The sequence below is a fragment of the Natronorubrum marinum genome (assembly GCF_052040125.1).
Taxonomy (GTDB): domain Archaea; phylum Halobacteriota; class Halobacteria; order Halobacteriales; family Natrialbaceae; genus Natronorubrum.
In genome coordinates this window covers 356,863-383,363 of the sequence record NZ_JBPPFV010000002.1, presented here as the reverse complement: position 1 = coordinate 383,363, position 26,501 = coordinate 356,863, and the positions used below count along the sequence as shown (strand labels likewise).

Genomic DNA, 26,501 nt, shown 5'->3' with positions numbered 1-26,501 from the left:
CGAGCCCGTGTATCGGGTGGGTACGTACTACTAATTTAATTAGTAAGGGGCCAAGCGTTAATCTGACTCGGCCCGTATTCTGTTACGTGTCTGTCACTCGTACGCTTCTCGTGGCTCCAGTGGACCAATCCGAGGAGCCGGCAACCGCACTCGAGGGATCCGAGTGTGCGGTTACGACCGCCAACCGTGCGACGACTGCGATGGCCGAGCTGACGACGGGAACGTTCGACTGCCTCGTCAGTACCTACCGTCTTCCCGGCGACGATGGCCTCTCGCTGATTCGGGCCGTCCGTGAGACGAATCCGGAGCTGCCGATCGTGCTCGTCACCGACCCCGACGACGAGACGATCGCAAGCGACGCGCTCTCGAGCGGGGCAAACAGGGTGATTGAGCGGAACGGACGGTCCTCGTTCGACCAGCTGCGAACGTGTGTCGCCGAGGTAACCGATTCAGCGGGACGCAGTTCGGAGCCAACCGATATCTCGGGGCACGAACCCGCAGCCGAACAGATCGTCCGGGTTGTCGACGAAGCGCCGATTGGAATTACGGTGAGCGACCCGTCGCTCCCGGATAATCCGATCGTCTACGTCAACGATGCGTGGCAACGGATTACCGGCTACGACAAGTCGGCCGTTCTCGGTCGAAGCCCGCGGCTACTGCAGGGCCCGAAGACCGATACGGGGCGAATCGAAGCCATCAACCGGGCGATCGAAACCGAGGAGCCCTCGACCGTCGAACTGCGTAACTACCGGAGCGACGGCTCGCCGTTCTGGAACGAACTCACCGTCGCGCCGATTTACGACGACGAGGGAGGATTAGCGCACTTCGTTGGCTTTCAAAGCGACGTTACCGACCGAAAGACTGCAGAGCAAACCGCCGACGAACGGGAAGCGAAACTGGCCGAGGAGCGCGCCGCGCTCGAGCACGTACTGGCCAGAGTCAACGGCCTCCTCAACGACATCGCTCGCGTCCTCGTCGAAGAGCGAGATCGCGCCGTCGTCGACGATCGCGTCTGTGAGGTGATTACCGACGCACCGGGATACGTAGCGAGCTGGCTGGGACGGACGAATCCCGCCGAAACCAGACTCGAACTCGCCTCGAGTTCGGGCCTCCCTGAGACCGGCAATGTGGAGCTGTCGCTCGATGGAGTCCCGTCTGCAGTCACAGACGCGATCGAAACCGGCGAACCACAGTGTCTCGATGCCGGCGTCGAATCGACCGACGCGCTCGGGCCGACATCGGTAGGTGGACGACGGCTACTGGTCGTTCCGCTTCGCTACGGAGAGAAGACGTACGGCTTCCTCGGCGTCTACGCCGGCGAGGCCGAAGCGCTCGACAGCCGCGAACGGCAACTGTTCGAGGCGATCGGACGGATGATCGCGAACGGGTTGAACGCCGTCGAAACGACGCGGATTCTGACGGCCGATCGCGTGACCGAACTCGAGTTCGAAATCGTCGACGACTCGTTCCCGCTGGTCGCAATTGCCGACAGACTCGAGACGACGGTCGAATACGTCGGACTGACGACGGGCAGCGAGGACGGGGCGTACGAGCTGTATCTGGCAGTTGCGTCACCGTTAGCGGGAGCACCGGCCACGTTGACCGACCTGCCGTTCGTCGAGGGGATCCGAATCATCGCCGACACCAACTCGGAGTGGACGATCGCCGTCACCGTCGCGGAGACGCCGGTTTACGAGCTCGCGGAGTACGGTATCACGATCGACACGATCACCGCAGACGGCAGTCAGGGGACGCTTACGGTTGTTACGCCGGTCGAATACGAGGTCCGGCCGCTGCTCGAACTACTCGAGTCCTACTACGACACGGTCGAACTCCGCTCGCAACATGAACGCGATCGGCGGGATCGAACGCCGAACGAGTTCGCCTCGCAGATCGACACGAAACTGACCGACCGGCAGTATACCGCCCTCGAGACCGCCCAGTTGAACGGCTACTTCGAGTGGCCGCGACCGGTCGACGGCGGGGAACTCGCCGAGACGATGGGGATCTCACGGCAGACGTTCCACCAGCACCTCCGTGCAGCCGAACGAAAACTCGCCGAGAGCTACTTCGAGCAGCGCGATCCTCACTAGTATGGTGCCGTGTTCTTTCTTTTCAAGTCCGAACTCCTGTTCGTGAGCCGGTGGCTACCGAAACTGGATACGAACGAGACCGCGTGGCCCGTAGAGTGTTCCGGTCGAAGACTGCACTCCGTGGCTGATTCCCGATGACTGCAGCAATCAGCTATCTGACCGTCCACGCGGCGTTCGTGTTGCCGCCGATCGTCGCGCTCGGCTGGCTCGCGTGGCGTCGACCGGCGGCCTGGTGGAATCGGCGAGCGTTCAGCGGACTCGCGATTATTCTGCTCCTCGCGTTCGCCTACACGACGCCATGGGACAATCTTCTGATCGCGGAGGGCGTCTGGTGGTACGGGGACGACGCCATCGTGGCGACCGTCTGGTACGCCCCGCTCGAGGAGTACCTGTTTTTCATCCTCCAGCCGATCCTCACGGCGTTCTGGCTCTTTCAGTTCCTCACGGTCCCCGACCGTTCACTGTGGATTCCGCGGTCACACCGGATCGTCGGCTGGCTCGCGGGGCTGGCTATCGGCGTCGGCGGCTGGCTGTTGCTCGGGTCGACGTCGACGCTCTATCTCGGCGCGATTTTGCTCTGGGCCGGCCCGATCCTCGCCATCCAGTGGGCTTTCGGTATCACCGCGCTGTGGGCAGTCAGACGAACGGTGCTGTTCGCGGTCGCCGTTCCGACGCTCTATCTCTGGCTCGTCGATCGGGTCGCTATCGAACTCGGGGTCTGGGTGATCTCCAACGAACACACGGTTGGCATCTCGCTGCTTGGCCTCCCAATAGAGGAGGCGCTGTTCTTCCTCGTCACGAACGTGTTCGTCGTGCAAGGGCTGGTGTTGTACGTCTGGACGCTCGAGCGACTCGACGGATCCATTGCGCTCCCCGTCGGTGGCCGGCTCAAATCGGATGACTGACTCGAGAACGTCGACACGGCCGGAGATCTATCCTGAACGGCGTCGCGCTCGAGCCGTCGCGCGCACCGTGAGCCTCGTCGCCGGGACGGCGGCGCTAGTACTCGGGACTGTCCTCGCAGTCGTCACCGGCTCGCTCCCGCTGTCGGTGCAGTACGTTCCGTTGCTCGTAAGCGTCGTCGTGCTGGGGCTTCCCCACGGGGCGGTCGACCATCTCGTCCTCCCTCGAGCTCGAAACGAGCCGATCACGACTCGATCGCTGGCAGCCGTCGGCGCGCTTTATCTCGTGGTCGGTGCGGCCTACGCTGCGGTCTGGCTGGTCACACCGGTTGCCGCGTTCGTCCTGTTTATCCTCGCCACGCTGTTTCACTGGGGCCAGGGCGACGTTTACGTACTCGTCGATCTGTTCGGCGCCGACTACCTCGACGCGTCGTGGCGACGGCTACTCACGCTCGTCGTTCGCGGCGGCGCGCCGATGCTCGTCCCGCTGGTCGCCTTCCCGGAGCAGTACGGCTTCGTCGCCGGGACGCTGGTCGGCCTGTTCGATCCCGATGCGGCGGCGACTTTCGAGTCCGTGGGTCAACCGCGAGTCCGACTGGCCGTCGGGTTGGGGTACGGACTTACGGTCGTCACCGCCCTCGGCATCGGCTACGTGCGATCGGGTAACTCGAGGGCGTGGCGAATCGACGCCGGCGAAACCGTCGCCCTCGTCGCGTTCTTTGCGGCCGTTCCGCCGGTCCTCGCGATCGGCTGTTACTTCTGTTTCTGGCACAGCGTTCGCCACATTTTCCGGACGATGCTCGTCGACGACGGTGCCGTCTCCGCCCTCGCCGCGGGCGCGCTGGGTCGGGCGAGTCGCCGATTCGCCCGCGACGCGACGCCGTTGACAGTGGGCGCGATTCTCGTTCTCGGGGCGGTCGCGCTGTTGCTACCGCAAACACCGGCGACCGTCCCGGAAGTGGGGGCACTCTACCTCGTGACGATCGCCATTCTCACGCTGCCCCACATTGCGGTAGTCTCGGTTCTCGACCGCATACAGGGCCTCTGGTGGCCGTGATTCGGGAGGGGCCGCCTGCGAAACGGGCGGGAACTTTAAATCGGAACGGGCGGCCAAACCGTTCGATGGTCGCCACTCCAGTCGAGTTCATTCTCGAGCCGAGGCTGACGCTCCAGTTACTCGGCTGGGTGCTGGCCGGGTCGCTGCTGGGGAGTTGCAGCGGGCTCGTTCCGGGGCTCCACGCCAACAACTTCGCACTCTTGCTCGCTGGCTTCGCGCCGTCGATCCCCGGCGAGCCGCTGTTCGTCGGCTGTGCGATGCTCGCCGCGGGCGTCGTCCACACCTTCCTCAACGCCGTCCCCGCGATGGCGTTGGGGGTGCCCGACGCGGAGATGGCCGTGACCGCGCTGCCGGGCCACCGGATGGTGCTCGAGGGCCGTGGCTACGAGGCGATCCGACTCTCCGCCCTCGGGAGTATCCTCGCCGTCCTGCTGGCGGTTCCGCTGGCCCTGCCGATTACGTGGGGCGTGACGGCCGCCTATCCGACGATTCGGGACAACCTGGCGCTGGTGTTAGCGATGGTCGTCGTCGCACTGGTCGCCTCGGAGTACACCTGGCGCGCTCGCGTCGGCGGCGTCGTCTCCTTTCTCCTCGCGGCCGCGCTGGGACTGCTCACGCTCGATCTCTCGCCGGACGCGCCCCTCGAGGCCGGCGGGATGCTCGCGCCGCTCTTTGCGGGCCTCTTCGGCGCGCCGGTGTTGATCGACGCGATTCGCGGGGGCGGCGTGCCGCCGCAGTACGACGAACCGATTGTGATGCCCCGCTGGCTCGTCGGCGCGACGGCGCTCGCCGGCGCACTCGCGGGTGCCGTGGTCGGGTACATCCCGGGTATCTCGGCCGCGATCGCCGCCGTCGCGGTTCTCATCCTCGTTCCCGGACAGTCCGGTGATCGGGGCTATATCGTCGCGACCAGCGGCGTGGATACGGCAAATACGATCTTCGCGCTCTTCGCGCTGGTCGCCATCGGCCAGCCCCGAACCGGCGTGATGGTCGCCTTCGAGAACGTGGGCGCTCCCCTCGAGTTGCCGATCCTGCTCGGTGGCGTCGTTCTCGCCGGCCTGTTCGGGTTCGTCCTCGTGATCGTCGTCGGGGACGCCTACCTCGAGATCGTCGGAACGGTGGCGTACTGGAAGATTTCGGTGGCCGTCCTCGGCCTCCTCTGTGTCCTCTCGTATCTCTTTGCGGGTCTCGTCGGGACTTTCGTCTTCATCGTCGCCGCTGCTGTCGGGATGGTTCCGATTCGGTTTCGGGCACGACGCGTGCACCTGATGGGCGTGCTGATCGGTCCCCTACTGTTGCTGCAGTGATCGGCGCGGTACTCCTCGATCGGTATTCGAACGTTCCCGCGGCCGTGACTGTGTGTGAATGACGCACAAACCCTTTTGCTCGAAACTGGTGTAGAAACTCGAGGTGTCAATACAATGGTAAACGCGACAGTCGACGTCCTCTATCGCGGGGGACTCGAGTGCGACCAGAACTACATGCTCGAGGGCCACACCCTCGGCACGCACGACGAACCGAATCCGGACGTGGACTACGACGAAATTCCCGTCTGGAGCCTCGTCATCGATCATCCGGAGGGAACGATCCTCTGGGACACCGGCAACCACCCCGAGGCGCTCGAGGGCCACTGGCCGGAGGGGCTGTTGCAGGCGTTCTACCCGTACGACGCCGACGAACACCGGCTCGACGACGACCTCGAGAAGGCGGGCTACAGCATCGACGACATCGATTACGTCTTCCAGTCCCACCTCCACCTCGATCACGCCGGCGGCCTGGAGTTCTTCGACGGCACCGACGTGCCGATTTTCGTCCACGAGAAGGAGCTCAAGTACGCCTACTACAGCGCGAAGACCGACAAGGGAAGCGGCGCGTACATCCTGGACGACTTCGACCACGACCTCAACTGGCAGGTGCTCCACCAGGACCGGGAGGAACACTTCGAAGACATCGAATTCGTCCGATTCCCCGGCCACACGCCGGGCCTGACTGGGACCGTGATGCACCTCGATGGGGACGGAACCGTCGTTATCACCGGCGACCAACTCTACCGAGCGGAGAACTTCGAGGACGAGATTCCGCTGGGCGCGTTGCTCCTCTGGGGGAAGACCGAGTGGTTCGACAGCCTCCAGCGAATCAAGGAACTCGAGCGCCGCCACGACGCCCAGATCGTCTACGGCCACGACAGCGACCAGTTCGAGGAGATTCGAGACGGATGGGGGCAGTGAGATGAGCTACGAGCGCTCCGTCTCCGCGCCGGAACACGAACTCCAGCCGGAGACGGTCTGGCACCTGCAGATGCCCCAAATCCGGTGCGGACGCGACGCCGTCGAGGAGTTGGCGTTCCAGCTCGCCGACCTCGGCGTCAGTGCCGACGACGACCCCCACGGGCTCGTCGTCACCGACGAGGAGCTGGTCGACATCGGCCACGTCGGTCGGGTGACGGACCACCTCGAGGACGCGGGCTACGACGTCACGGTCTGGGACGGCGCGGAACGCGAGCCCTCGATCGAAAACGTCGACGGCTGCATCGAGTTCGTTCGCGAGAACGAAGGCGAGGACGGCTACGACTTCTACGTCGGCTTCGGCGGCGGAAGCTGTATCGACGTGGCGAAGACGACTCGTGCGGTGATCGCCAACGGCGGGAAGGTACTCGACTACATCGCCGAACCGACGGGCGAAGGCGAGGCGCTGACCGACTCCGGGCCGCCGCTGGTGCTCATGCCGACGACGGCGGGGACGGGGGCCGAAATTTCGCCCGTCGCCATCCTCTCGGTTGAGGAGAAAGAAATCAAGGAGGGGATCTCGAGCAACCACATTCGCGCCGACGCGGCCGTCCTCGACCCGACGTTCACGACCACGCTGCCGCCCGAGATAACCGCCAAGTCGGCGATGGACGCGCTGGGCCACGCCATCGAGGGCTACACGACTCACCCCTTCGACGGGCTCCTCCGGGCTTCGAACCCGGAGTCTCGGCCCGTCTACGCCGGCCGAACCGAACTCACCGAGATGTTCTCGGAGAAGGCGATCGAACTGCTGTCCGGGAACGTCCGGACGGCGGTCCACAACGGGGACAACCTCGAGGCGCGCGCGGCGATGCTCAAGGGAGCCTTATTCGGTGCAATCGCGGGACTGACGGCCGGAGCCAGCCTCGCGCACGCGATGGCCTACCCCGTCGGCAACCGCTATCATACCTACCACGGCGAGACCATCGCGGTATTGACGCCCGCGAGCACGCTCGGTTACAACGTCGCCAGCGACCCCGAGCGGTTCGTCGAGGTCGCGAACATGCTCGGAGCCGACACCGACGGCATGGGAACCCGCGAGGCCGCCGATCAGGCCAGACGGGAGTTCGTCCGACTCCAGCAGGATCTGAACGTGATCCCGAGCGGCCTCGAGGAACTCGCCGGAGTCACCGAGGAAGACATCGACTGGCTGGCGACCCAGACCGTCGAGACCCAGCAGCGCCTGCTACGCTGTAATCCGCGGCCGGTGACGAAAGACGACGCCGAAGACATCTTTCGGGACGCACTGCACAACTGGGAATAGTTCGCCGGGACTACGACTGACTCGAGTCCCGCGCCGCGACGACGGTCTCGACGCGCTCGAGCGAGACCGGGTTCGTCGTCTCGCCACCCTCCTTCGTCGCCGTGCCGACGATAACGCCGTCGGCACCCGCCTCGAGCGTCTCGCCGACCGTCTCGCTCGTCACGCCGCTGCCGACGAAGACTGGGGTGGCATCGTCGGTGGCGGTTTCTCGCAGTGCGCTCGAGACGCGTTCGACGTCCTCGAGCGGCGTCTCGGAGCCGGTTCCGGTCCCCGAGACGACGACGCCGTCGGCCCGGCCGCGCTCGGCCGTCTCGAGGGCGGCCTGTTCGATAGCCGTCTCGCCGACGGGCGTCGCGTGCTTAACGTGGACGTCCGCGAGGATGGCGACGTCGGCGTCGATCCGTTCCCGGAGCCTGAGGGTTTCGTGGGCCTGTCCCTCGAGGACGCCCTGATCGGTCGCCGCCGCCCCGACGTGGACGTTGATGCGGACGAACTCCGCGTCTGCGGCGGCGGCGATCGAGAGCGCGGCGTCGGCGTCGTTTCTGAGGACGTTGATCCCGACGGGGACGTCGACGGCGCTCGGCAGGTTCGTCGCGAGTGCGGTCATCTCCGCGACGACGTGTTTCGGCACGTCCTCCGGGTAGAACGGTGCGTCACCGAAGTTCTCGACGATGATGCCGTCGACGCCGCCGGCCTCGAGTCGGCGGGCGTCCTCGAGTGCGCGGTTGCGGATTGCGGCTCGGTCGCCATCGAAGGCGGGTGCGCCCGGCAGCGGCGGGAGGTGGACCATCCCGACGACGGGGTGAGCCGAATCGAACCGATCCAGTAGCGGTGTCGGTGTCATAGCGGTGCTGTGAGCGCGAATATAATAAGTCACCCCGAACGACTACCGCCGTGGACGAGCCGTACTCGTCACGAAGACCGGTTGTTCACGCTGGCAGCGATGAGATCCACGGCCTCCCCGACCGTGTCACTCGATTCGGGCTCATGGTTTCAGCGGTCAGCGTCTCGCGACGCGCCGCGCCCCGCGTCGCTCGCTCGCCCCTCGCGCGACATTGGACCGTGGTTCGGGTTCGATAGTCGCTCACCACGATTTCCGGCGCCACCGAGAGGCCACACCCACCCAGCACGTCCGGAATCGCTGCGGATCGGTTCGACTCTCGAGCCGGCAAGGCCACCCTCGTTCACCGTGGTTTTCCCCCGCCTGTGATAACACTCGAGCGATGCCCGATCTCTTCGATCCGTTATCGATTCGCGACCTCGAGATACCAAACCGGCTCGCCGTCTCGCCGATGTGCCAGTACTCGTGTGACACTGACGGACTGCCGACCGAGTGGCACCGCGTCCACCTCGGGAGTCGCGCCGTCGGTGGTGCCGGGATCGTCATGACCGAAGCCACCGCGGTGAGTCCCCGCGGACGGATCACGCCCCACGATCTGGGGATCTGGAGCGACGAGCACGCGAGCGGGCTCGAACCCACCACGCAGTTCATCCGCGACCAGGACGGGGTGCCGGCGATCCAACTCGCCCACGCGGGCCACAAGGCCAGCAAGAAACGTCCGTGGGAGGGCAACGCCCCAATCGCGCCCGAGGACGGCGGCTGGGAGGTACTCTCGCCGTCGCCCGACGCCTACCCGCCGTTCGACGGCGATCGACCGGCGATGACGAAGGCGACGCAGGACGACATCCGGGGTGTGGTCGAGGCCTACCGCGCCGCGGCCGAACGATCGCTCGCCGCCGGCTTCGACATCGCCGAAGTCCACGCGGCCCACGGCTACCTGCTTCACGAGTTCCTCTCGCCGGTGACGAACCGTCGCGAGGACGAGTACGGTGGGAGCTTCGAGAACCGATCCCGAATCGTCCGGGAGGTCGTCGACGCCGTCCGAGACGTCTGGCCGGATGAGAAACCGGTGTTCGTTCGGATCTCCGGCACCGACTGGCTTGAGGGCCGCGAGTCGTGGGATATCGCCCAGTCCGTCCGGCTGGCCGACGACCTCGCCGACCGCGGCGTCGATCTGATCGACGTCAGTTCCGGCGGGCTCCACCCCGAACAGGACGTGCCAGGCGGACCGAACTTTCAGGTGCCGCTGGCGCAGGCGGTCAGCGAGGGAGCGGACGTCGCTGCCGGTGCCGTCGGCGGAATCACCGAACCCGAGCAGGCCGACGCCGTGATTCGAAACGGTCGGGCCGACCTCGTTCTCGTCGGGCGGGAGTTCCTCCGGGATCCGTACTTCGGACTGCGTGCGGCCGGTGCGCTCACGACCGACGCGGCTTCCCGATGGCCGGTTCAGTATCGGCGCAGCGTTCGCTAACGCCCGACCGATTTCGAACGATTTCGGACTCCCCCGTCAATTATCGGGGAATATCGAATTGTTCCCGAACATAGTCGTGAGACATCCCGAGAGATGGGAATTAGGTATCTTTTTCAATGGGAGAGAAGCGCGACGTTTCGATGACGACAACTATGACTGAACATACCCGACGAACGGTGCTGAAAGCGGCAGGCGCAACGACGATTGCGGCCGTAGCAGCGGGCTGTCTCGGTGATGACGACGACGGTGACGGAGACGGGAACGGGGACGACAACGGCGACGACGAAACGTTCGAGATCGACGCGGGGACTGAGATCGTCGTCGACGGCTACAACACCCACTGGGAGGGCGTCGAACCCAGCCCGATTGACGGCGTCGAGAATCCGACGCTCGTCCTCGAGGAGGGCGAAGAGTACACGATCGAGTGGGTCAACGCCGACGACATGGCACACGACCTCCAGATCTGGGACGACGGCGGCGACGTCGTCGACGAACTGACGACCGACCAGATCGACAGCGAAGGCGACAGCGCCTCGCTCGAGTTCACGGCGGCCGCCGAGATGGCGGCCTACGTCTGTAGCCTCCACTCCGGCTCGCAGTACGCCGACCTCGTCGTCGAGTGATCAGACGCCGGACGGCCGATCGACGCGATCGTTCGTCCGTCCGCTCTGGGCTTCAATCCTCGAGCGACGACACTGCGCCTTTTCGTGTTCGACGCTCTTCGATCCGGAAGCCGTCCTCTCGAGCCGCATGCACCCGCTGGGGGTAAGGGATCTCGATTCCCTCCCGATCGAACGCGGCCACGATCGCGTCCATCACGTCCGTCTGCGCGTCGTGTTTTCGACGCATCGTCGGATCGCCGATCCAGGCGCGACACTCGAGAACGATCGCGGAATCGTCGAATCGCTTGCCGACCACCTGCGGGTTCGGGGCGTTCTTGATCGACTCGAGATCGCTGACGGCGTCGGCGATGACCGAGCGGGCGTGTTCGGGATGGTCGTCGTAATCGATGCCGACGTCGACCGCGATGCGAAGCTGGTCGTTCTGGGAGTAGTTCGTCAGTTGGCTGTTCGTCACCTCGTCGTTGGGGACCAGCACGTGTTTGTCGTCGAACGTCTGAATCTTGGTGGAGAAGATGGTGACGTCGGTGACGATGCCGGTGGTCTCGTTGATCTCGATCCAGTCGCCGACGTGAAACGGTCGAGAGAACAGTAGGATGAAGCCGGCGAGCATCGCGGTCAGCGTCTCGCGGGCGGTCAGCGCGACGATCGCGGTAATCGCCCCCGCGCCGATGAAGATGTTCGTGAGGTCGATCCCCCACAGCGTCAGGACCATCGCCGCGGCAAGGGCGACGATCGCGACGTCCGAGACGTGGTAGGCCACCTCGCTCTGGTGTCTCGTGATCGCTCTCGTCTGGGAGAGCTTGTCGATCGATCGATTGACGAACCGAATCGCGAGGTAGGCGGTCAGGACGATCGCGCCGGTCACCAGCTGCTGGGCGGCGAGCCACCGATCGATGACCATCGTCCGAAGCGTGTACTCGAGGACGAACGTGACGTGCCAGATCACGCTAAACGCGTAGACGCCACCGATGACGATCACACCGAGAAGCACGACGGAACTGGCCTCGGCGAGCTGGGTGCCGGACCGACGGCGAACGACGTCCTGAAACCGAGACGCCACACCGAAGCCGAGGAGGGCGACGACGGCGAGGACGACCGTCGCGAGGAGTTGCATCTCGAGCGAGGCGAGATACGTCTCCTGAATCCACGGAATCGGGTCCGGTCGGAGTGAGGACGACTGCAGCGGAGCGCTCGAAACGAACCAACTCATTCGACAGTATCGATAGCGGACCGGTCCATTTCAGCGAAAAGCCAGCAGACGCAACCACGATCGGACCCGGATCCGGGAGTCGAGGACTATCTTGAGGCCGCTCGATAGGTCAGTGTGCGTCTCGGTCAGTTTGGGAGTCGTCGACCGCCCGGAAGAGCGTGACCGTGATTTCGTTTCCGCCGGACGGATGGTGCACCACGTCGATCGATCCGCCGGACAGCGTCACGATCCACTGAACGAGCCACAGTCCGAGTCCGCTGCCGTGACGGAGCGGCGTCTCGTCTTCGCCCGTCAGCGAGGCACGCTCCTGATCGGTAAGCGGCGGCGCGGCGTCGACGAAACTCACGTAGACGACCGGTCGGTCCGATTCTCCGGGGCGGAACCGTTGCGTTCCGGTGTCCGTCGTTACGGTGACCGTCGGGTGGGCCGGCGTAGCGTGTTTGATTCCGTTCTCGAGCAGTTCTTCGAACGCGATGGCGAGCGCATCGGAGCCGATAACGTGAATACCGTCCTGAACGTCGGTTTCGAGGGTTGCAGCCGGATAGGCGCGGCGAACGGAATCGGCGGCGGCCGCGGCGAGTTGCGCCAGTGGAACCGCTCGGGGTTCGAACTGCCCGTGTTCAAGTACCGTGTCGATATCGCGCGCCCGTTCGGCGAGCCGAAGGAGATCCTCACCGTGTTCGGTGATCGGAGCTAACTGCTCGTCGTCGAGCGTGGTCGCCCCCTCGAGCGTGGAAACCTGACCGAGGATCACGTTCATACTGTTTCGGATGTTGTGGCGAAGCACCCGGTGGAGGAGTTCGGCACGGCGTTCTTCTTCTACGCGGGCGGTAACGTCTTGTTGGAAGCCGATGAAGTGGGTGAGGTTCCCGTTCGGATCGAACACCGGCGTGATGTTGACCCGGTTCCAGAACGGGGTGCCGTTCTTTCGGTAGTTGATGAGTTCGACGGTAACCGGCTGTCGCGCATCGATCGCGTCACGCATTCTCGAGACGGGAGCGGGATCCGTTCGCGGCCCCTGCAAAAATCGAGTGTTGCGGCCGCGAATGTCCGCTTCCGCGTATCCGGTGAGCGTTTCGAACCCCTCGTTGGCGTAGATGATCGGATTGTCGGACTGGTGTGGGTCCGTGATGAGAATGCCAATCTCGGCCGCGTCCATCGCCCACGTGTGAAGCATCCGATCGGTAACGTCTCGAAAGTAGACCGAAAGGCCATCCGTCGAGGGGTAGGCGAGCACGTGAAACCACGTTTCCAACGGCTCGTAGTAAATCTCGAGTTCGGTCCGTTCGCCGGTTTCTCTCGCGCGCACGAACTCCTCGTAGAGCGGCGTGTTGGTCGCTTCCGGAAACACGTCCCAGACGGAGCGACCGATCAGCTCTTCCGCGGACCGCTGGAGGAGCGTCTCCGCACTCCGGTTCACGGACGAAAAGCGCCACTCGCCGTCGAGCGAATAGAAGCTATCCGTGATGCGGTTGAGAACGCCCCGGTCGTGCTCCTCGAGGGGCTGTAACTCGCCGCGTTGGAGATACTCGACGAGGTCCTGAATCGCTTCGTGGACTCGGTCGACTGCATCGGGACGTTGCATCTGGACGGTTGCCGTCGGTTGCGGACCGTCCTCGTCGCCGGGTGCCGCCATCCCGTCGGTGAGCAAAATCGCCGGAAGTAACGCGTGTCGTCGCCGCGCGCGCCGAAGCAACTCGTCGGCGGGCATATCAGGTAAGTCGCGACCGTAAAGCAAGACGTCGATATCTCCCTTCTCGAGGCGCTCGAGTGTCGAACGGCCCGTTCGCGTCGTGACGACGGAGAACGCCTCCTGTGAACGGAGATATCGAACGAGATCCTCCTCGTACGATGGATCCGACGCACACAGAAGCGTTAGCGTCATCGCTGGTCTCCGACGGAGGTCCGATTCCGTCGACGTCGAACTGCACTCTCGCCAGTCGTCCAATCAGAGGGCAGAAACCTGTGAGAGCATGGTAGTGTCATCGGTTTTGAAGCGGACGGTCACTGCGGGTACCCGATTTGCCGTAAATATAGTTTATCCCAAAGCAGTTTGGGTATATATAATTTCTGTCAGAAGTCTAATGGCACCTCCGCAACCAATACAGCCGATCGACGGTTCTGTGATTCAACCCACGCTCTGGTAACACGTAGAGCCTGATAATAATTCAGATTTCCGATAAGAAGTGGCCGTAAACGAAGATCCTCTCCGGCAGATATTCTGGGAGCATCCGTTTCCACTCGCTCACCGGCTCCGCACCGTTCGTCACTCGTCGGTCCACTTGATCGAACAACCTTGGGAGGGCTGCCACTCCAGGTCGACCGATCCGCCCTCGAGCACCGAGTCGATGGCTTCGCGGACGTGGAACCGCGTGGGTTCGTCGTCGGGGTTGAGGGCGTCGTCGAGGCGGCCCTGATAGACCAACTGGAACGCCTCGTCGGCCTCGGACCAGGCGAAGAGGAACGGATCCGGCGTACAGACCGCGCCATACTCCCTCGCGACCGCCTGGCTCTCGTCGCGCAGGTAGGCGTCGTACCGAACGCGGCCGTCCTCAACGTACTCTCGCATCGCCTCGAGCGAATCGTCGGGATACTCCTCGGCGTCGTTGGGGTTGATCCCGACGACCGCAACGTCGTCGTACTCGGCGGCCAGTTCGTTCAGTAGGTCGAACTTCGCCTTCGCGTACGGACAGTGGTTGCACGTGAAGACGAGCAGAAGCGCCTCGTTGTCCGCGAACGAGTCGAGCGTGTACGTCTCGCCGTCCGCGCCCTCGAGTTCGAAGTCGGGGGCGGGGTCGCCTGCGTCCAGTTCCGTGTCGGACTCTTTCAGTACCATATCGGCGAATTCCGGACGAGATCCCTTAAGGGTCGTGTTCGTCGCATCGTTCGGCCGACTGGTTTCCGCCTCCGCTACCGACCAGTAGAAGTCGGCGGTTGTCGGTGAAAGAGTCAAACTTTCAATGGCTTTCACTAACTGCGTGCTGAATATAGCGCAGGATGCAGCACGGTTAGTTGCCTTGTCTCTCCCGAATTACCCGGTGTCGAACGTGTGAACTGACCACCACGAATCACGATCAAGTCGGCGTTTTCGTCAGTCGTCGTCAGTCGCTCGAGGATCGTGACTCGGATTTACTTTTGAGTTATAACAATATTGGAGATGGTCGTAATAAGTCCCAAAATAGGTTTATATCTCCGTTTGGTGTGCGATCTATGCTGATGAAGGAACTAATTGTACTCGCGTTCGACTCGATGGACGGCGCGAAAGACGTTCGAGACGAACTGTACGAGCTTCAAAAACAGGAACTACTCCAGCTCGACGACGCGGCGGTTGTCGTTAGAAAAGAAGACGGCCACGTCAAAGTCAAGCAGGCTCGAAGCCTGGTTGGCGCGGGCGCGCTCGGCGGTGCGTTCTGGGGCCTGCTGATCGGAATCATTTTCTGGATGCCGTGGCTCGGACTCGCTGCAGGCGCTGCGGGCGGTGCGCTCGCGGGCAAGTTCAAAGACGTCGGCATCGACGACGAGTTTATCGACGAGGTTTCTGAGACTATCGAACCCGGCCACTCGGCGCTGTTCATGCTGGTTCACGACGTTTCCGAAAACCGGGTCCTCGAGGACCTCGCCGGATACGACCCCGAGGTCATCCGGACGAACCTCTCTCCCGAGGACGAGGATACGCTCCGCGAACGGTTCGCTGCCGAAGAGGTCGCCGCCTGAGCGACCACCGTCGCTTTTCGGTCCACCGCTTGGCAGAGCCATAGAATGATGATAACTGACCTCGGGGCGTCCCGTAGAGCCTCGTCCTGCAGGCTCTCGATCGAGACGGTGGCACAAAGCACGACCCACCTATTTGTACCCCCCGCAACATCGATGTGGTATGAAGACGCTCGAGGTCACCGACGAACAGTACGCAGTCATCCAGCAACTCCGCGAAGAGATCTCCGAACAGGTCGTCGGCAAGTACGGCTTCGTCCGCGAACGCGACGCCGTCCAGTACCTGATCGACAACCTCGACGGCGAGACCGAACTCGAGATAGATCTCGAGGCGGGCCTCGACTCCTCGGCGACCGACGACGTGGCCGCCTCCGTCGGCGCTGCGATCGACGGCGAGTCGACCCCGGAGGATCTCGAGGAGGTCTCCTACATCGAAGACGACTCGGCCGACGAAGACGATGAGTCGGAGTCCGACGCGGATTCTGACGACGAAGACGATGAAAGTGGCGAGATCGACGGCGATGCTGAAGGCTCGAGCGAGGATGCCACCGGAGACGGCGAGTCGCCGGCCGATGCGGAGACGGCAGCCGACGGCAACGATGGCGGCGGTGATGGGTCGGCAGACGACGACGATATGTTAGACGAGATGATGAGCCTGCTCGAGACCCACGACGACAAGTGGTCGGAGTCCAGCTCCGCGGACTACCGCTACAGCGTCGACCTCCCGGACGGCACGACGGAGAACGTCCAGACGAAAGACGACGTTCGGGCGCTGCTGTTCAAGAACTATCGATAGCGTCGACCGCGCGGTCCGATAGCGATCGTCCGCGGATCGATCCCTGCTCGCGGTTGCAGCCGACCGATTTGCAATTTCCTGTCGCCGACCGGCTCGAAGCCAATCGCCTGCCAGTGTGCTATCGGCCGACGGTCACCGTCGCCGACCGAGTCACGGTCCGCACTCGAGACGTCACCGGTTGATCGGAGCGATCGAATAGCCGTCACCGAGTACCGTGGCATTTGAGAACGAACAGCTAACGTGACAGTACGATCACCTTTCGATACACTTTATGGTAGTAGTCGGTACATTCCGAGACGAAGCCAAAAAATGAGCCGAGCATACCCGTTTCAGCAGGAGAAGGATATCACCTGTCCGGATTGTCAGCGGAGCGTTCCGATTCAATCGCGTATCTGTCCTCGCTGTGAATCGTCGCTTCATTAGGCGTTGTGTTGGTTTCTGACGTGCAACGAGGCACAACGAGCGAGTGAGGAAACAGGTGAGTGCGATCGTCAGTTCCGTCTGTAGCCGCTACTGGCCGCCGAAAGTTCTCTCGAGGTGACTCGGCTCCGCTCCGACCGCGGCGCGTTGCCGACCGAACAACGGTAGACCTTTACTCGCGCTCGCGCTTCGCGTTTGTATGAGCGAACGCGAGGTGCTCGAGTTGCTTCGTGAGAACGCCCGATACTCGACCGACGATATCGCGCGAATGACCGGCCTCGACGAGCGGGAAGTCGAGGCGGCGATCGAAGAACTCGAGGCAACAGGCGTCGTCCGTGGCTATCAGGCGGTCGTCGACTGGGACAAACTGGAAGACGAACGCGTCCGTGCCGAAGTCGAGTTGAACGTCCACCTCGACCGCGAGACGGGTTACGGCGACATCGCAGAGCGCCTCGCACGGTTTCCGCAGGTCACCGCACTCAGACTAGTCAGCGGCGACTACGACTTCGACATGGAAGTCGAGGGCGACTCCATCCGCGAGGTCTCGCAGTTTATTAGCGAGAAGGTCGCGCCCGTCCCCGAGATCACCCAGACGGTCACCCACTACGTGATGACCTCCTACAAGGAGAACGGGATCGAACTCGGCGACGGCGAAGACGACGAACGGCTCTCGTTCTCACCCTGACCATGACGTTCGAACTTGCCGATCGCGTCCAGACGGTGCCGCCCTCGGGTATCCGGCGGTTTTTCGAGATTGCCGAGGAGCGCGACGACGTCATCTCGCTGGGTGTCGGCGAACCGGACTTCGCGACGCCGTGGGCGGCCCGCGACGCCGCGATCGCCTCCTTAGAACAGGGAAAGACGTCCTACACGGCCAACCGTGGCAAACGCGAACTCCGCGAGGCGATCGCGGACTACGTCGCCGACCGGTTCGAACTCGGGTACGATCCCGACGAGGAAATCATCGTCACCGCCGGCGCGAGCGAGGCGGTCGATCTGGCCTTCCGGGCCTTTGTCGATCCCGGCGACACGGTCGCGATCGCCCAGCCGTCGTACATCTCCTACGAACCCGGCGTCATCTTCGCCGGCGGCGAAGTGCTCTCGGTGCCGACGAAACAGGAAGACGACTTCCGGCTGACCGTGGAAGCACTCGAGGACGCCGGTGCGGACGAAGCGGACATGCTCGTCCTCTGTTATCCCAACAACCCGACGGGGGCGATCATGACCGAAGCGGATCTCGAGCCGATCGCCGACTTCGCCCGCGAGCACGACCTGATGGTTCTCTCGGATGAGATCTACGCCGAGTTAACGTATGATGGACACGAGCACACCTCCATCGCGAGCCTCGAGGGCATGCGCGAGCGCACCATCGTCTTCAACGGCTTCTCGAAGGCCCACGCGATGACCGGCCTGCGACTCGGCTACGCGCTCGGCCCCGCCGAGGCCATCGGCGCGATGAACAAGATCCACCAGTACACGATGCTCTCGGCGCCGACGACGGCCCAGCACGCGGCCCTCGAGGCCCTCGAGTCCTGTGACAACGACGTCCGAGAGATGGTGAACCAGTACGATCGCCGTCGGCAGTTCGTCCTCTCGCGGTTCCGCGAGATCGGGATGGACGTTTTCGAGGCCAAGGGGGCGTTCTACTGCTTCCCGGAGGTGCCCGAGGGCTTTACCGCCGAAGAGTTCGCTGAAGGAGTCCTGCGCGAGGAGGGCGTTGCGGTCGTCCCCGGTGACGTTTTCGGTGAGGGCGGCGAGGGTCACCTGCGGATCTCGTACGCGACCGGACTCGACGACCTCCGGAAGGCGCTCGCGAGAATCGAGGCGTTCGTCGGCGAGCACTCCTGAGTGGCCTGTTATCGGGGTGTTCACAGTTTCGCACCGGTCGTGTGACCGTCCGAAACGGTCGCTCAGTCGGGACGTGACGCGCGTGATGGAACCACCTCAAGCGGTGTTCACCGCTCGTCGACGCCCCATATACCGGTCGCTGCGTAACAACGGATTACCGACAGCGCCGATATCAAACCGGTTCAACGTTCGTCGGTTCGGCTGTTGCGCCGGTTCTATGGGCTTATTGCCGCCGGAATCGGGACGTCGCTGGCAGTCTGGGTAAGTGACACCGCGTTCCGAAAACGAGGACGTGCGGATCGAATTCTCGGCCGTAGCGCTGGGCGATTTTTGTGGCACTGTCAGTGAGCGGGGACTGACAATCAGCAGAGAGGTGTCCGGTCGTCGCATTGGTGTCGAACGAGTTACAACAGAATTGCCAGCGACCACGAGACCGGTTCGGTTGGCAACTTCCTGTTATCGACGACGGGGAAGGGGCGGGTCGGAAATACGGGTCACACGAGAGTTCGAGCGCGGCGTACTCTGTACCTCGTTCGCTACGGTCCGGTTCCCTGCAAGTCGTGGTAACGAACAGTTCCGCGAAGCTGGCAACCCCGCCGCGGAGTCGACAACGCCCTGCCACTATTGTATCAGCTCCATTACAAAGCGCGTCCGGAGCCTCCGTCGAGAGGATGGTACAACAACTGCCGCTGCAGCAGGTACAGCTGCCGGAATTCCTCCAGGACACCGTCGCCAGTATGGTGGCGTTCGTGCCCCGATTGGTCGGCGCGCTCCTGATCCTCCTCGTCGGATGGATCGTCGGGCGCGTCGTGGCCGGCGTCGTCATGCGGATTGCCGACGGAATCGAACTCGACCGAATGGTGCTCGAGACGCCGCTCGGGCGAATGCTCGGCGGAACCGAGAGCGCGGTCTCGCACGCGTTCGGGACGCTCGCGAAGTGGTTCGTCTACGCCATCGCGATCCTCGCAGCGTCGAACGTGCTCGCGATTCCGGAACTGTCCGCGTTGGTCGCCACCGCGGTCACGTACCTGCCGCTGCTTATCGCCGGGATCGCCGTCATTGTCGTCGGATTCGTCGTTGCCGACTTCATCGGCGACGTCATCGAGCGGACCCAAGCAGCGACGGACTCCGGGGCCACGAAGCTGTTCGCCAGCGGCGTTAGGATCTTCCTGTACTTCACCGCGATCGTAATCGGTCTCGACACGATGGGGATCGACGTCGGAATCCTCTACGTGTTCGCTCGAGCGCTCGCGTGGGGGCTCGCCGCGGCCGTCGCGATCGGCGTCGGCGTCTCGTTCGGTCTCGGTGGCCGCGAGTACGTCTCGGAGAACATCGGGGATTGGGCGGGCCGCACGCCGTCGCTTTCCCAGTCCGACCAGCAACGGGGATCCGGCGCGGGCGCGAGTCCCACCGACGACGACTGACGACCGTTTAGCTGGACTGGTCCCCCGAAACCACTCGGTCCAGCCCCGCCGGCTCGTCCGGCTTCGAGAAGAGGGGTTTGACCGGGACGAGAACGTGCGATTTTTCGAACCCGTGATCGGACTGCCGGGTTTTCGTGTAGTGGACGATGTCGTAGACGTCGCCGTACAGGTTCTCGATCCCCGCGACGAACCGCTCGAATGCGGTCCGGTCGAACTGCTCGATCGCGACCGTATCCGTCGTGACAACCAGTCGTTTCCTCGTGACGGTGACGTCGAGTCGGCCTTCGAAGGCGTACTCGAGGTCGTCGATCCGATCGCGGAGCGCGCCGAGTGGTGGGCCGTCTGACGATCGAGAAGGGAACGATGCGTAGACGCGGTACGCGTCCGGGTCCGGATTGCGAGCAACGTATCGTTTCCAGAGTCGGGAGAGTGAATCCATGGGTAGCAGGTCGCGTGTGCGCTGTCCGAGCAGGGGACGGAGACGACGTCGGTGATCCGCCGTCGGGATGCCGTCGCGCTTGCCACTGGTCTGGTGACGGTAGTCATACGTCTTTGGAACGATGTCGTTTCGTTCGACGGACCTGTTCTCGTTGCAGAACGTCACGGTTCTCGCCTCGTTCGATACTCGAAGTCACGGTAGACGAACTGTCGACACCTTCGCCGGGGACAGCCTGCGAATCGGTTCGAATCGCGGTCGATGGTCGCCTCGTAACATCCGGCCGAGAGCCGACGCGGTGACGCAGTCGACCGGTTACGCCTCGAGTGTGGCGGCGAGGAATAGCCATCGCTCGTCGTTGTCGGCGAACGTACCGGCGGTGCCCCACTCGTCGGTGATCGTAAACCCGGCGTCCCGCAGTTGGTCCCGCGTGGCGTCCACGCCGGCAATGTTCCACTGCATTTCGACGCCGCGCTCGAGCCAGTCCGGATTCGTCCCGCACCACTCTTCTGGGCCTTCGGAAAGGAGTACGCGACCGCCGGGGCGCAAGACGCGTGCGAATTCGTCGATAGCCGCCCCGTGGTCCTCGAGCGGGACGTGAATCAGCGAGTGAAAGGCGGTAACGGCATCGAACGCGTCCTCACGGAGGGGAAGTCTCGTCATCTCCCCCTGTACGTGCGCCGCTTCGGACACGTTCGAGGCGGCCAATTTGAGCTGTTCGCGGGAGAGGTCGACTCCGAAGGCGATCGCTTCCGCACTCAGTTTCCGAAGGACCGGGACGCCCGGGCCGCAGCCGACGTCCAGGATTCGCGCCGGAGTTCCGATCGAATCGAGGAACTCGTCGAGGATCGCGTTCCCGCGGTCGTCTTCCGCACGTTCCGCATCGTAGTCCCCGATCAGTTCGTCGTATCCCCGACGAACCGCGTTCCTGTCGACCATACGCAACGAATAGTGAACCGTGTCTGTTCAGTCTTTGCACTGGTTCAAATACGACACCGTACTCGAGACGGTCCCAGCGACCGGCCCGCGACATCAACAGTTTTCTCGGTCGCCCACGCTGTCCGTCTCATGGCCGACTACCGTCCTATCCCGGACGAACGGGACGTGTTTCACGAGTATCGGAGCTACGCCTTTCGACCGGAGTTAGGGGTTCCAGCGTACGATCCCGACGAGCACGAGGAGCCGCGGGACACGCTCGGCTCCCGCCGCGGCCTCTACGCCACGGCGGCGGCCGACAACGCGAATCCACGGTGTGTCTGTCGACACTACTGGCTCGAGTCCCGCGTGCGCGGCGACACCCACCGAACCGCGGGGCTGGCGTCGGTCGCGACGCCGCCGGAGTACCGCCGCCGGGGCCACGTCCGGCAGTTGCTCGCCCACTCGCTCGCGGAGTATCGCGAACACGACGTTCGCTTTTCGGTACTGTGGCCGTTCCAGTACCGGTTCTACCGACAGTACGGCTGGGACACCAGCAGTCGGATCGTGACCCACGAGTGCGACCCAGAGACGCTGTCGTTCGCGGCGGATGCGACGGACGGTGCCGGCGCCGATAGCACGGTCTTTCGCCGACTCGAGGCCGACGACTCCGATCGACTCGAGTCGGCCTACGAGACCCACCGCGAACGGTACGGCCTCGCCCTCGAACGCGACGAGACCTGGTGGCGACACCGCGTCTTCGGCGGCCACGACCGCGATCCGTTCGTCTACGCCTTCGAGCGCGACGGCCGGGTGGCGGGATACCTCGTCTACACGATCGACGGCGAGACGGGCGACCGGACGCTGTCGGTCTCCGAACTCGTCGCCACCGATCACGACGCCGTGTTGGCCCTCCTCTCGTTCTGCTACGATCACGATTCGCAGGTCCAACGCGTTCGACTTCGAGCGCCCGCGGATGTTCCGATCCGCGACATCGCTCGCGACCCCGACGAGATCGACACCACGGTCACCGACGGGCCGATGGTCCGGATCGTCGACGTCGAGGAGACGCTGTCCGAACTCTCCTATCCCAACTGCGAGGCGGATCTGACGATCGGCGTCGAAGATTCGTTGACCGACTGGAACGACGCCGCGTTCCGACTCGAGGTCGAAGACGGCCGGGGCGAGTGCGAACCGGTTGCCGCCGACGATCCAGACGTCCGCCTCGATATCGGCGCGCTCTCGCAACTCGTGGTCGGGTTCCGGTCCGCGCGGGCGCTCGAGCAAACGGGGCGACTCGAGGCGACGGGTTCAACGGCCCTGGAGACGCTCTCGACGCTCTTCCCCGAAACGGAGACCTATCACGGCGATCGGTACTGACGGTCGCTTCGGTCCCGAAGCTATCACTCGAGGGACACGCTGATATGGCAGTAATGCCAACGATCGTGTATTCTGAGACGATCGTGATGGTCGGCGTGGCGCTGGTGCTGATCGTCCAGTATCTGTGCGCTATCGTGATCTACTACGACGCGAAACGGCTCGGCATCGAGAATCCCTCCCACTACTCGATGGGGGTCTACGTACCCCTCGGCGGCGTGCTGGTGATTCCGGTGTACGTTTCGCGGCGGAAGGACCTCGCAGGGACTGACCGTGACGAAACGTCCGCTGCAGAGGCCGACTAACGGATCTCAGACGACGTTTCGCTCCGCTCGAGTCCGCTTCCCATCGAACCGATCGCTCGAGAGCGCCTCGATATCGACCAGCGACGCCTCGCCGTCGGTGACGAGTTCGGCGACCAGTGTTCCGGTGGCGGGCGCGTGCTGAAAGCCGTGGCCCGAGAAGCCGGCCGCCGTCACGAAGCCGGGAACCGTCTCCTCGAGGATCGCGCTGTCGTCCGGCGTCACCGCGTAGAGTCCCGCCCAGCCGCGTTTGACCGCCGACTCGGGACCGAAGTAGGTCGTCCACTCCGAAACCGTCTCGAGGGCGTCGACGCTCCACTCGAAGTCCATCGACCGAGTGTACTGGTCCGGATCACAGGCCGGATCGACCGCCGAGAAGTGGCCGCCGACCAGCGCGTCGCCGTCCCGCTCGGGCCGAAAGTAGGAACCGCTCTCGAGGTCGATCGTCAGCGGGGCCGAGGCTGGAACCGCGATTTCAGGTTGGACGACGGCGATCTGGCGTCGCTTCGGGGTGATGGGGAGCGACACGTCGGCCAACGCTGCGACCTCGCCAGCCCACGGTCCTGCCGCATTGACGACGTAGTCGGCCTCGAGTCGACCGTCGGATGTCTCGACGCCGACCACTCGCCTCGGTTTCTGGTCGTCTCGAGCGCCCGACTCCTCGCGGATCACGTCCACGACGGGCGTCTTCGTTCGCACGTCGACCCCCGCGTCGGCCGCCGCTCGCGCGTACCCCTGCAGGGCGAGATGCGGGTCCGCGAAGCCGTCCGTCGGGGCGTACGTCGCCGCGACGAACTGTTCGGGGTCGATTCCCGGGCAGTGCTCGCTCGCCTCGTCGGGCGTGAGAACCTCGCTCGGAACGCCGCGGTCGTTCTGCATGGCGACGGTCTCCTCGAATCCCGCTGCAACCGCCTCGCTCCGGGCGAGAAAGAGGTATCCCGGCCGCCGGTAATCGATGTCGGTCCCGAACCGTTCCTCGAAGGCGTTCCAGACGCGCATGCTCTCGAACGAGAGGGCGACGTTGACTGGCGTCGAAAACTGCGCACGGATGCCGCCCACGGATCGCTCGGTGCTTCCCGAGCCGATCGACCCCTGCTCGCAGACGACGACGTCGACGCCGCGAGCGGCAAGTTCGTACGCACTCGAGAGTCCGACGATGCCCCCGCCGACTACGACTACTGTCATACGATATCGAACAACACGGTTCGGGATAAGGATTCGCTCGAACGGAGCAGACTGACGCTCAGAACCGATCCGGCGAGAGATGGTCCAGATATTCGTCCTCGAGGTCCCCGTCGAGTCCATCGCAAACCGCGTCGGCCACGGCCGGGGCGAGCGTGATCCCCTGTCCGGTCAGTCCGCAGGCGACGACGAACCCGTCGACGCTCGTCTCGCCGACGATGGGTCTGCCGTCCGGCGTGACGGTTCGACAGCCGATCCACTCGTCGACAACCGTCGCGTCCTCGAGTTCGGGGACGACGGCTGCGAGTTCCGAGGCGGAATCCGCGTATCCGTCCGGGACGGTACAGTCGTCAGGATCGTACTGCTGGCCGTCGTCGTACGCCGTCCGGTACTCGCCGACCCACGCCCCCGGTCCGTCGTCGCCGCCCGTCGGGCGAACGTAGCGTTTGGACTGGAGGATCGTCACCGGACTCTCGAGAGGGTGGTCGGTCTCGAGGGCCGCCATCGGCCCGAGCGTCTGTCTAAGCGGCAGCGACACGTCGACCATCCCGTTTAGCTCCGGTGCCCACGGACCGGTCGCGTTGATTACGCAGTCGGCGTCGAACCGTTCAGCTTCGGTCTCGACGCTCGAGACGGCTCCGTCGCGCGTCCGAACGTCGGTGACGGTCTCGCCCGTCCGAACGTCGACGCCCGTCCGTCGGGCGCAGTCGGCGAACCAGTTCGCGACGGCGACCGGATCGCAGAGCCGGTCGTTCGGCGTGTGCAGTCCGCCGACGAAGCCGTCGGGCTCGACGCCGAGTCGGGACAGTTCGTCCGCCCCAAGGTACGACGCATCGATGCCGTGTTCGTCGAGCGTCGCCGCGGACGCCTCGAGTCGCTCCGCGAACTGGTCCGTTTCGGCGAGATAGCAGACGCCGATTCGCGTCGACTCGAGCGGACCGCGATCGAACAGTCCGTCGTAGACCGAGCGGGCGCGCGCCCGGAATCGCAGGTCGAACGGCGTCGGATCGATCACGGTCTCCATCAGAATGCCCGCGGAGGCCGCCGTCGTCTCGCGACCGATCCGCAAGCGCTCGAGGAGCGTGACGTCGCGGTCGGTTTCGCCGAGTCGCGCGGCGATCGCACACCCGACGATTCCCCCGCCGGCGATGACGGTCTTCATGCGCACTCGTACCACGGCCAGCTACAAACACGCTCCGCCGACGATGTGCTGGAATCTCCGGCGGCCCGAGCGACGGCACCACTGAAGTGGCCCTGCGAAGACTTTCGCGTATGGTTCGCGTGCTCTCCGACGAGGATATCGCGTCGGTGCTCGATCTCGAGGCGCTGTTGCCCGTCGTCGCCGACGCCTTCGAGAAGCAACGGACGGGGGCGGTCGAACGACCCGAGCGGCCACACTACCCGATCGGCACGGGGCTCGATCCCGACGCGCCCGCGGAGCCGACTGGAACCGGCCTCTGTATGCCCGCGTACGTCCACGGCGCCGACTACGCGGCGACGAAGCTCGTCGCCGTCATCGAGGACAACCCCGAGCGCGGGCTGCCGACCGTCACGGCCCAGCTCTCGCTCACCGACGCCGAAACCGGCCAGCCGGTCGGCTACCTCGCGGCCAACCGGATCACCAACGCGCGGACGGGCTGCATCGGCGGCCTCGCCGCCCGCGAACTCGCGGCCGACGGTCCGATCGAGCTGGCGGTGATCGGCGCGGGGGCACAGGCCCGCTGGCAGACCCGCGCCATCGCCGCCGCCGTCGGCGTCGACCGACTCGCGTCGATCCGGATCTACTCGCCGAGCGACTCCCGGATCGACTGCGCGCGGGAGTTGGAGTCCGAACTCGGCGTCGCGACGACGCCGGTCTCGAGTCCGGGGGAGGCAGTCGAGGCTGCATCGGTCGTCGTGACGGCGACGACGAGTACCGAGCCGGTGTTTCCGGGAGACGCGCTGGCAGACGGGGCGCTCGTGATCGCCGTCGGCGCGTACACGCCCGAGATGCGCGAACTGGACGACGCGACGGTCGAACGCGCGGCCCGCGTAGTCGCCGACGTTCCGAGCGAGGCCGCCGAAACGGGGGATCTTCGGAGCCACGCCGGCCTCAAGGTGCGCTCGCTGGGCGGGGTGTTAGCCGGCAGCCACGGCCGCGGGTCCGCCGACGAAATCGTCGTCCTCGAGAGCGTCGGGACGGCGGTGCTAGACGCCGCGGCGGCCGAGTTCCTCTTCGACCGCGCCGTCGAGCGAGAGCGGGGGACGACGACCGCGCTGTAGTCGGCGGCGGCCAGCACCGTCGACTGATCAGCCACGACACTGAAATAGCCGTACTGCAAAGTAGGCAATAGCTAGCTCTCGA

Annotated in this window: 24 protein-coding genes; 16 read left to right on the top strand and 8 right to left on the bottom strand. The window is 64.4% G+C overall.

What is annotated here, in order from left to right; all coding sequences use genetic code 11:
• Positions 1 to 86: 86 nt before the first annotated feature.
• The 6 genes from ACSFC5_RS11515 (at position 87) to ACSFC5_RS11490 (ending at position 7,601) form a co-directional block, all read left to right on the top strand.
• Complete coding sequence (locus ACSFC5_RS11515) at positions 87 to 2,093, top strand: bacterio-opsin activator domain-containing protein (RefSeq protein ID WP_440765394.1); 2,007 nt, start codon at positions 87 to 89, stop codon at positions 2,091 to 2,093.
• A gap of 134 nt (positions 2,094 to 2,227) precedes the next feature.
• Positions 2,228 to 2,998, top strand: coding sequence for a lycopene cyclase domain-containing protein (locus ACSFC5_RS11510; protein WP_440765393.1), 771 nt, complete (start codon positions 2,228 to 2,230; stop codon positions 2,996 to 2,998).
• Entirely contained in the window at positions 2,991 to 4,052 is a 1,062-nt protein-coding gene (locus ACSFC5_RS11505) for a Brp/Blh family beta-carotene 15,15'-dioxygenase (protein ID WP_440765392.1), read from the top strand. Before ACSFC5_RS11510 ends, ACSFC5_RS11505 begins: the two co-directional genes overlap by 8 nt.
• Before the next feature lie 65 nt (positions 4,053 to 4,117).
• On the top strand, positions 4,118 to 5,359 hold the full coding sequence (locus tag ACSFC5_RS11500) for a tripartite tricarboxylate transporter permease (RefSeq protein WP_440765391.1): 1,242 nt from the start codon (positions 4,118 to 4,120) through the stop codon (positions 5,357 to 5,359).
• Positions 5,360 to 5,473: 114 nt separating this feature from the next.
• Positions 5,474 to 6,280: an N-acyl homoserine lactonase family protein gene (locus ACSFC5_RS11495; protein WP_440765390.1), complete on the top strand. Its 807-nt coding sequence runs from the start codon at positions 5,474 to 5,476 to the stop codon at positions 6,278 to 6,280.
• 1 nt (position 6,281) lies between these two features.
• Positions 6,282 to 7,601, top strand: a complete 1,320-nt coding sequence (locus ACSFC5_RS11490) for a hydroxyacid-oxoacid transhydrogenase (RefSeq protein ID WP_440765389.1) — start codon at positions 6,282 to 6,284, stop codon at positions 7,599 to 7,601.
• A gap of 10 nt (positions 7,602 to 7,611) precedes the next feature.
• Here ACSFC5_RS11490 and ACSFC5_RS11485 read toward each other — a convergent pair whose 3' ends face one another.
• Positions 7,612 to 8,445 carry a BtpA/SgcQ family protein gene (locus ACSFC5_RS11485; protein WP_440765388.1) on the bottom strand — a complete coding sequence of 278 codons (834 nt, stop codon included), beginning with the start codon at positions 8,443 to 8,445 and terminating at the stop codon, positions 7,612 to 7,614.
• Between the two features lie 379 nt (positions 8,446 to 8,824).
• Between ACSFC5_RS11485 and ACSFC5_RS11480 the strand changes: the two genes are divergently transcribed.
• A complete protein-coding gene (locus ACSFC5_RS11480; protein WP_440765387.1) occupies positions 8,825 to 9,913 on the top strand; it encodes an NADH:flavin oxidoreductase/NADH oxidase in 1,089 nt (362 codons plus the stop codon).
• 152 nt (positions 9,914 to 10,065) lie between these two features.
• Complete coding sequence (locus ACSFC5_RS11475) at positions 10,066 to 10,536, top strand: plastocyanin/azurin family copper-binding protein (protein ID WP_440765386.1); 471 nt, start codon at positions 10,066 to 10,068, stop codon at positions 10,534 to 10,536.
• A 52-nt stretch (positions 10,537 to 10,588) separates the two neighbouring features.
• On the opposite strand, the gene ACSFC5_RS11470 is transcribed toward ACSFC5_RS11475, so the two are convergent.
• The 3 genes from ACSFC5_RS11470 to ACSFC5_RS11460 all read right to left on the bottom strand — a co-directional run bounded on the left by ACSFC5_RS11470 (position 10,589) and on the right by ACSFC5_RS11460 (position 14,582).
• Positions 10,589 to 11,746, bottom strand: a complete 1,158-nt coding sequence (locus tag ACSFC5_RS11470) for a mechanosensitive ion channel family protein (RefSeq protein ID WP_440765385.1) — start codon at positions 11,744 to 11,746, stop codon at positions 10,589 to 10,591.
• Positions 11,747 to 11,855: 109 nt separating this feature from the next.
• Positions 11,856 to 13,631: a PAS domain-containing protein gene (locus ACSFC5_RS11465; protein WP_440765384.1), complete on the bottom strand. Its 1,776-nt coding sequence runs from the start codon at positions 13,629 to 13,631 to the stop codon at positions 11,856 to 11,858.
• A gap of 381 nt (positions 13,632 to 14,012) precedes the next feature.
• On the bottom strand, positions 14,013 to 14,582 hold the full coding sequence (locus tag ACSFC5_RS11460; RefSeq protein WP_440765383.1) for a thioredoxin family protein: 570 nt from the start codon (positions 14,580 to 14,582) through the stop codon (positions 14,013 to 14,015).
• Positions 14,583 to 14,962: 380 nt separating this feature from the next.
• Here ACSFC5_RS11460 and ACSFC5_RS11455 point away from each other — a divergent pair, with 380 nt between their 5' ends.
• The 5 genes from ACSFC5_RS11455 (at position 14,963) to ACSFC5_RS11435 (ending at position 19,945) form a co-directional block, all read left to right on the top strand.
• The gene (locus ACSFC5_RS11455) at positions 14,963 to 15,460 is read left to right on the top strand and encodes a DUF1269 domain-containing protein (RefSeq protein WP_440765382.1); all 498 of its coding nucleotides are present in this window, start codon (positions 14,963 to 14,965) and stop codon (positions 15,458 to 15,460) included.
• Positions 15,461 to 15,620: 160 nt separating this feature from the next.
• Positions 15,621 to 16,253, top strand: coding sequence for a hypothetical protein (locus ACSFC5_RS11450; protein ID WP_440765381.1), 633 nt, complete (start codon positions 15,621 to 15,623; stop codon positions 16,251 to 16,253).
• A 619-nt stretch (positions 16,254 to 16,872) separates the two neighbouring features.
• Positions 16,873 to 17,358, top strand: coding sequence for an Lrp/AsnC family transcriptional regulator (locus ACSFC5_RS11445; protein WP_440765380.1), 486 nt, complete (start codon positions 16,873 to 16,875; stop codon positions 17,356 to 17,358).
• 2 nt (positions 17,359 to 17,360) lie between these two features.
• Entirely contained in the window at positions 17,361 to 18,521 is a 1,161-nt protein-coding gene (locus tag ACSFC5_RS11440; protein ID WP_440765379.1) for a pyridoxal phosphate-dependent aminotransferase, read from the top strand.
• Between the two features lie 671 nt (positions 18,522 to 19,192).
• On the top strand, positions 19,193 to 19,945 hold the full coding sequence (locus ACSFC5_RS11435) for a mechanosensitive ion channel family protein (protein WP_440765378.1): 753 nt from the start codon (positions 19,193 to 19,195) through the stop codon (positions 19,943 to 19,945).
• A gap of 7 nt (positions 19,946 to 19,952) precedes the next feature.
• On the opposite strand, the gene ACSFC5_RS11430 is transcribed toward ACSFC5_RS11435, so the two are convergent.
• Together ACSFC5_RS11430 and ACSFC5_RS11425 are read right to left on the bottom strand one after the other, a co-directional pair.
• A complete protein-coding gene (locus ACSFC5_RS11430; RefSeq protein WP_440765377.1) occupies positions 19,953 to 20,384 on the bottom strand; it encodes a hypothetical protein in 432 nt (143 codons plus the stop codon).
• 312 nt (positions 20,385 to 20,696) lie between these two features.
• Positions 20,697 to 21,320, bottom strand: a complete 624-nt coding sequence (locus tag ACSFC5_RS11425) for a class I SAM-dependent methyltransferase (RefSeq protein WP_440765376.1) — start codon at positions 21,318 to 21,320, stop codon at positions 20,697 to 20,699.
• Between the two features lie 129 nt (positions 21,321 to 21,449).
• On the opposite strand from ACSFC5_RS11425, the gene ACSFC5_RS11420 reads away from it, so the two are divergent.
• Together ACSFC5_RS11420 and ACSFC5_RS11415 are read left to right on the top strand one after the other, a co-directional pair.
• Complete coding sequence (locus tag ACSFC5_RS11420; protein WP_440765375.1) at positions 21,450 to 22,676, top strand: GNAT family N-acetyltransferase; 1,227 nt, start codon at positions 21,450 to 21,452, stop codon at positions 22,674 to 22,676.
• Between the two features lie 53 nt (positions 22,677 to 22,729).
• Entirely contained in the window at positions 22,730 to 22,978 is a 249-nt protein-coding gene (locus ACSFC5_RS11415; RefSeq protein WP_440765374.1) for a hypothetical protein, read from the top strand.
• Between the two features lie 6 nt (positions 22,979 to 22,984).
• On the opposite strand, the gene ACSFC5_RS11410 is transcribed toward ACSFC5_RS11415, so the two are convergent.
• Both ACSFC5_RS11410 and ACSFC5_RS11405 read right to left on the bottom strand, forming a co-directional pair.
• On the bottom strand, positions 22,985 to 24,160 hold the full coding sequence (locus tag ACSFC5_RS11410) for an NAD(P)/FAD-dependent oxidoreductase (RefSeq protein ID WP_440765373.1): 1,176 nt from the start codon (positions 24,158 to 24,160) through the stop codon (positions 22,985 to 22,987).
• Between the two features lie 58 nt (positions 24,161 to 24,218).
• Positions 24,219 to 25,319 (bottom strand): NAD(P)/FAD-dependent oxidoreductase, encoded by a 1,101-nt coding sequence (locus tag ACSFC5_RS11405; protein ID WP_440765372.1) that lies wholly within the window; start codon positions 25,317 to 25,319, stop codon positions 24,219 to 24,221.
• A 110-nt stretch (positions 25,320 to 25,429) separates the two neighbouring features.
• Here ACSFC5_RS11405 and ACSFC5_RS11400 point away from each other — a divergent pair, with 110 nt between their 5' ends.
• Complete coding sequence (locus tag ACSFC5_RS11400) at positions 25,430 to 26,419, top strand: ornithine cyclodeaminase family protein (protein ID WP_440765371.1); 990 nt, start codon at positions 25,430 to 25,432, stop codon at positions 26,417 to 26,419.
• Positions 26,420 to 26,501 lie beyond the last annotated feature (82 nt).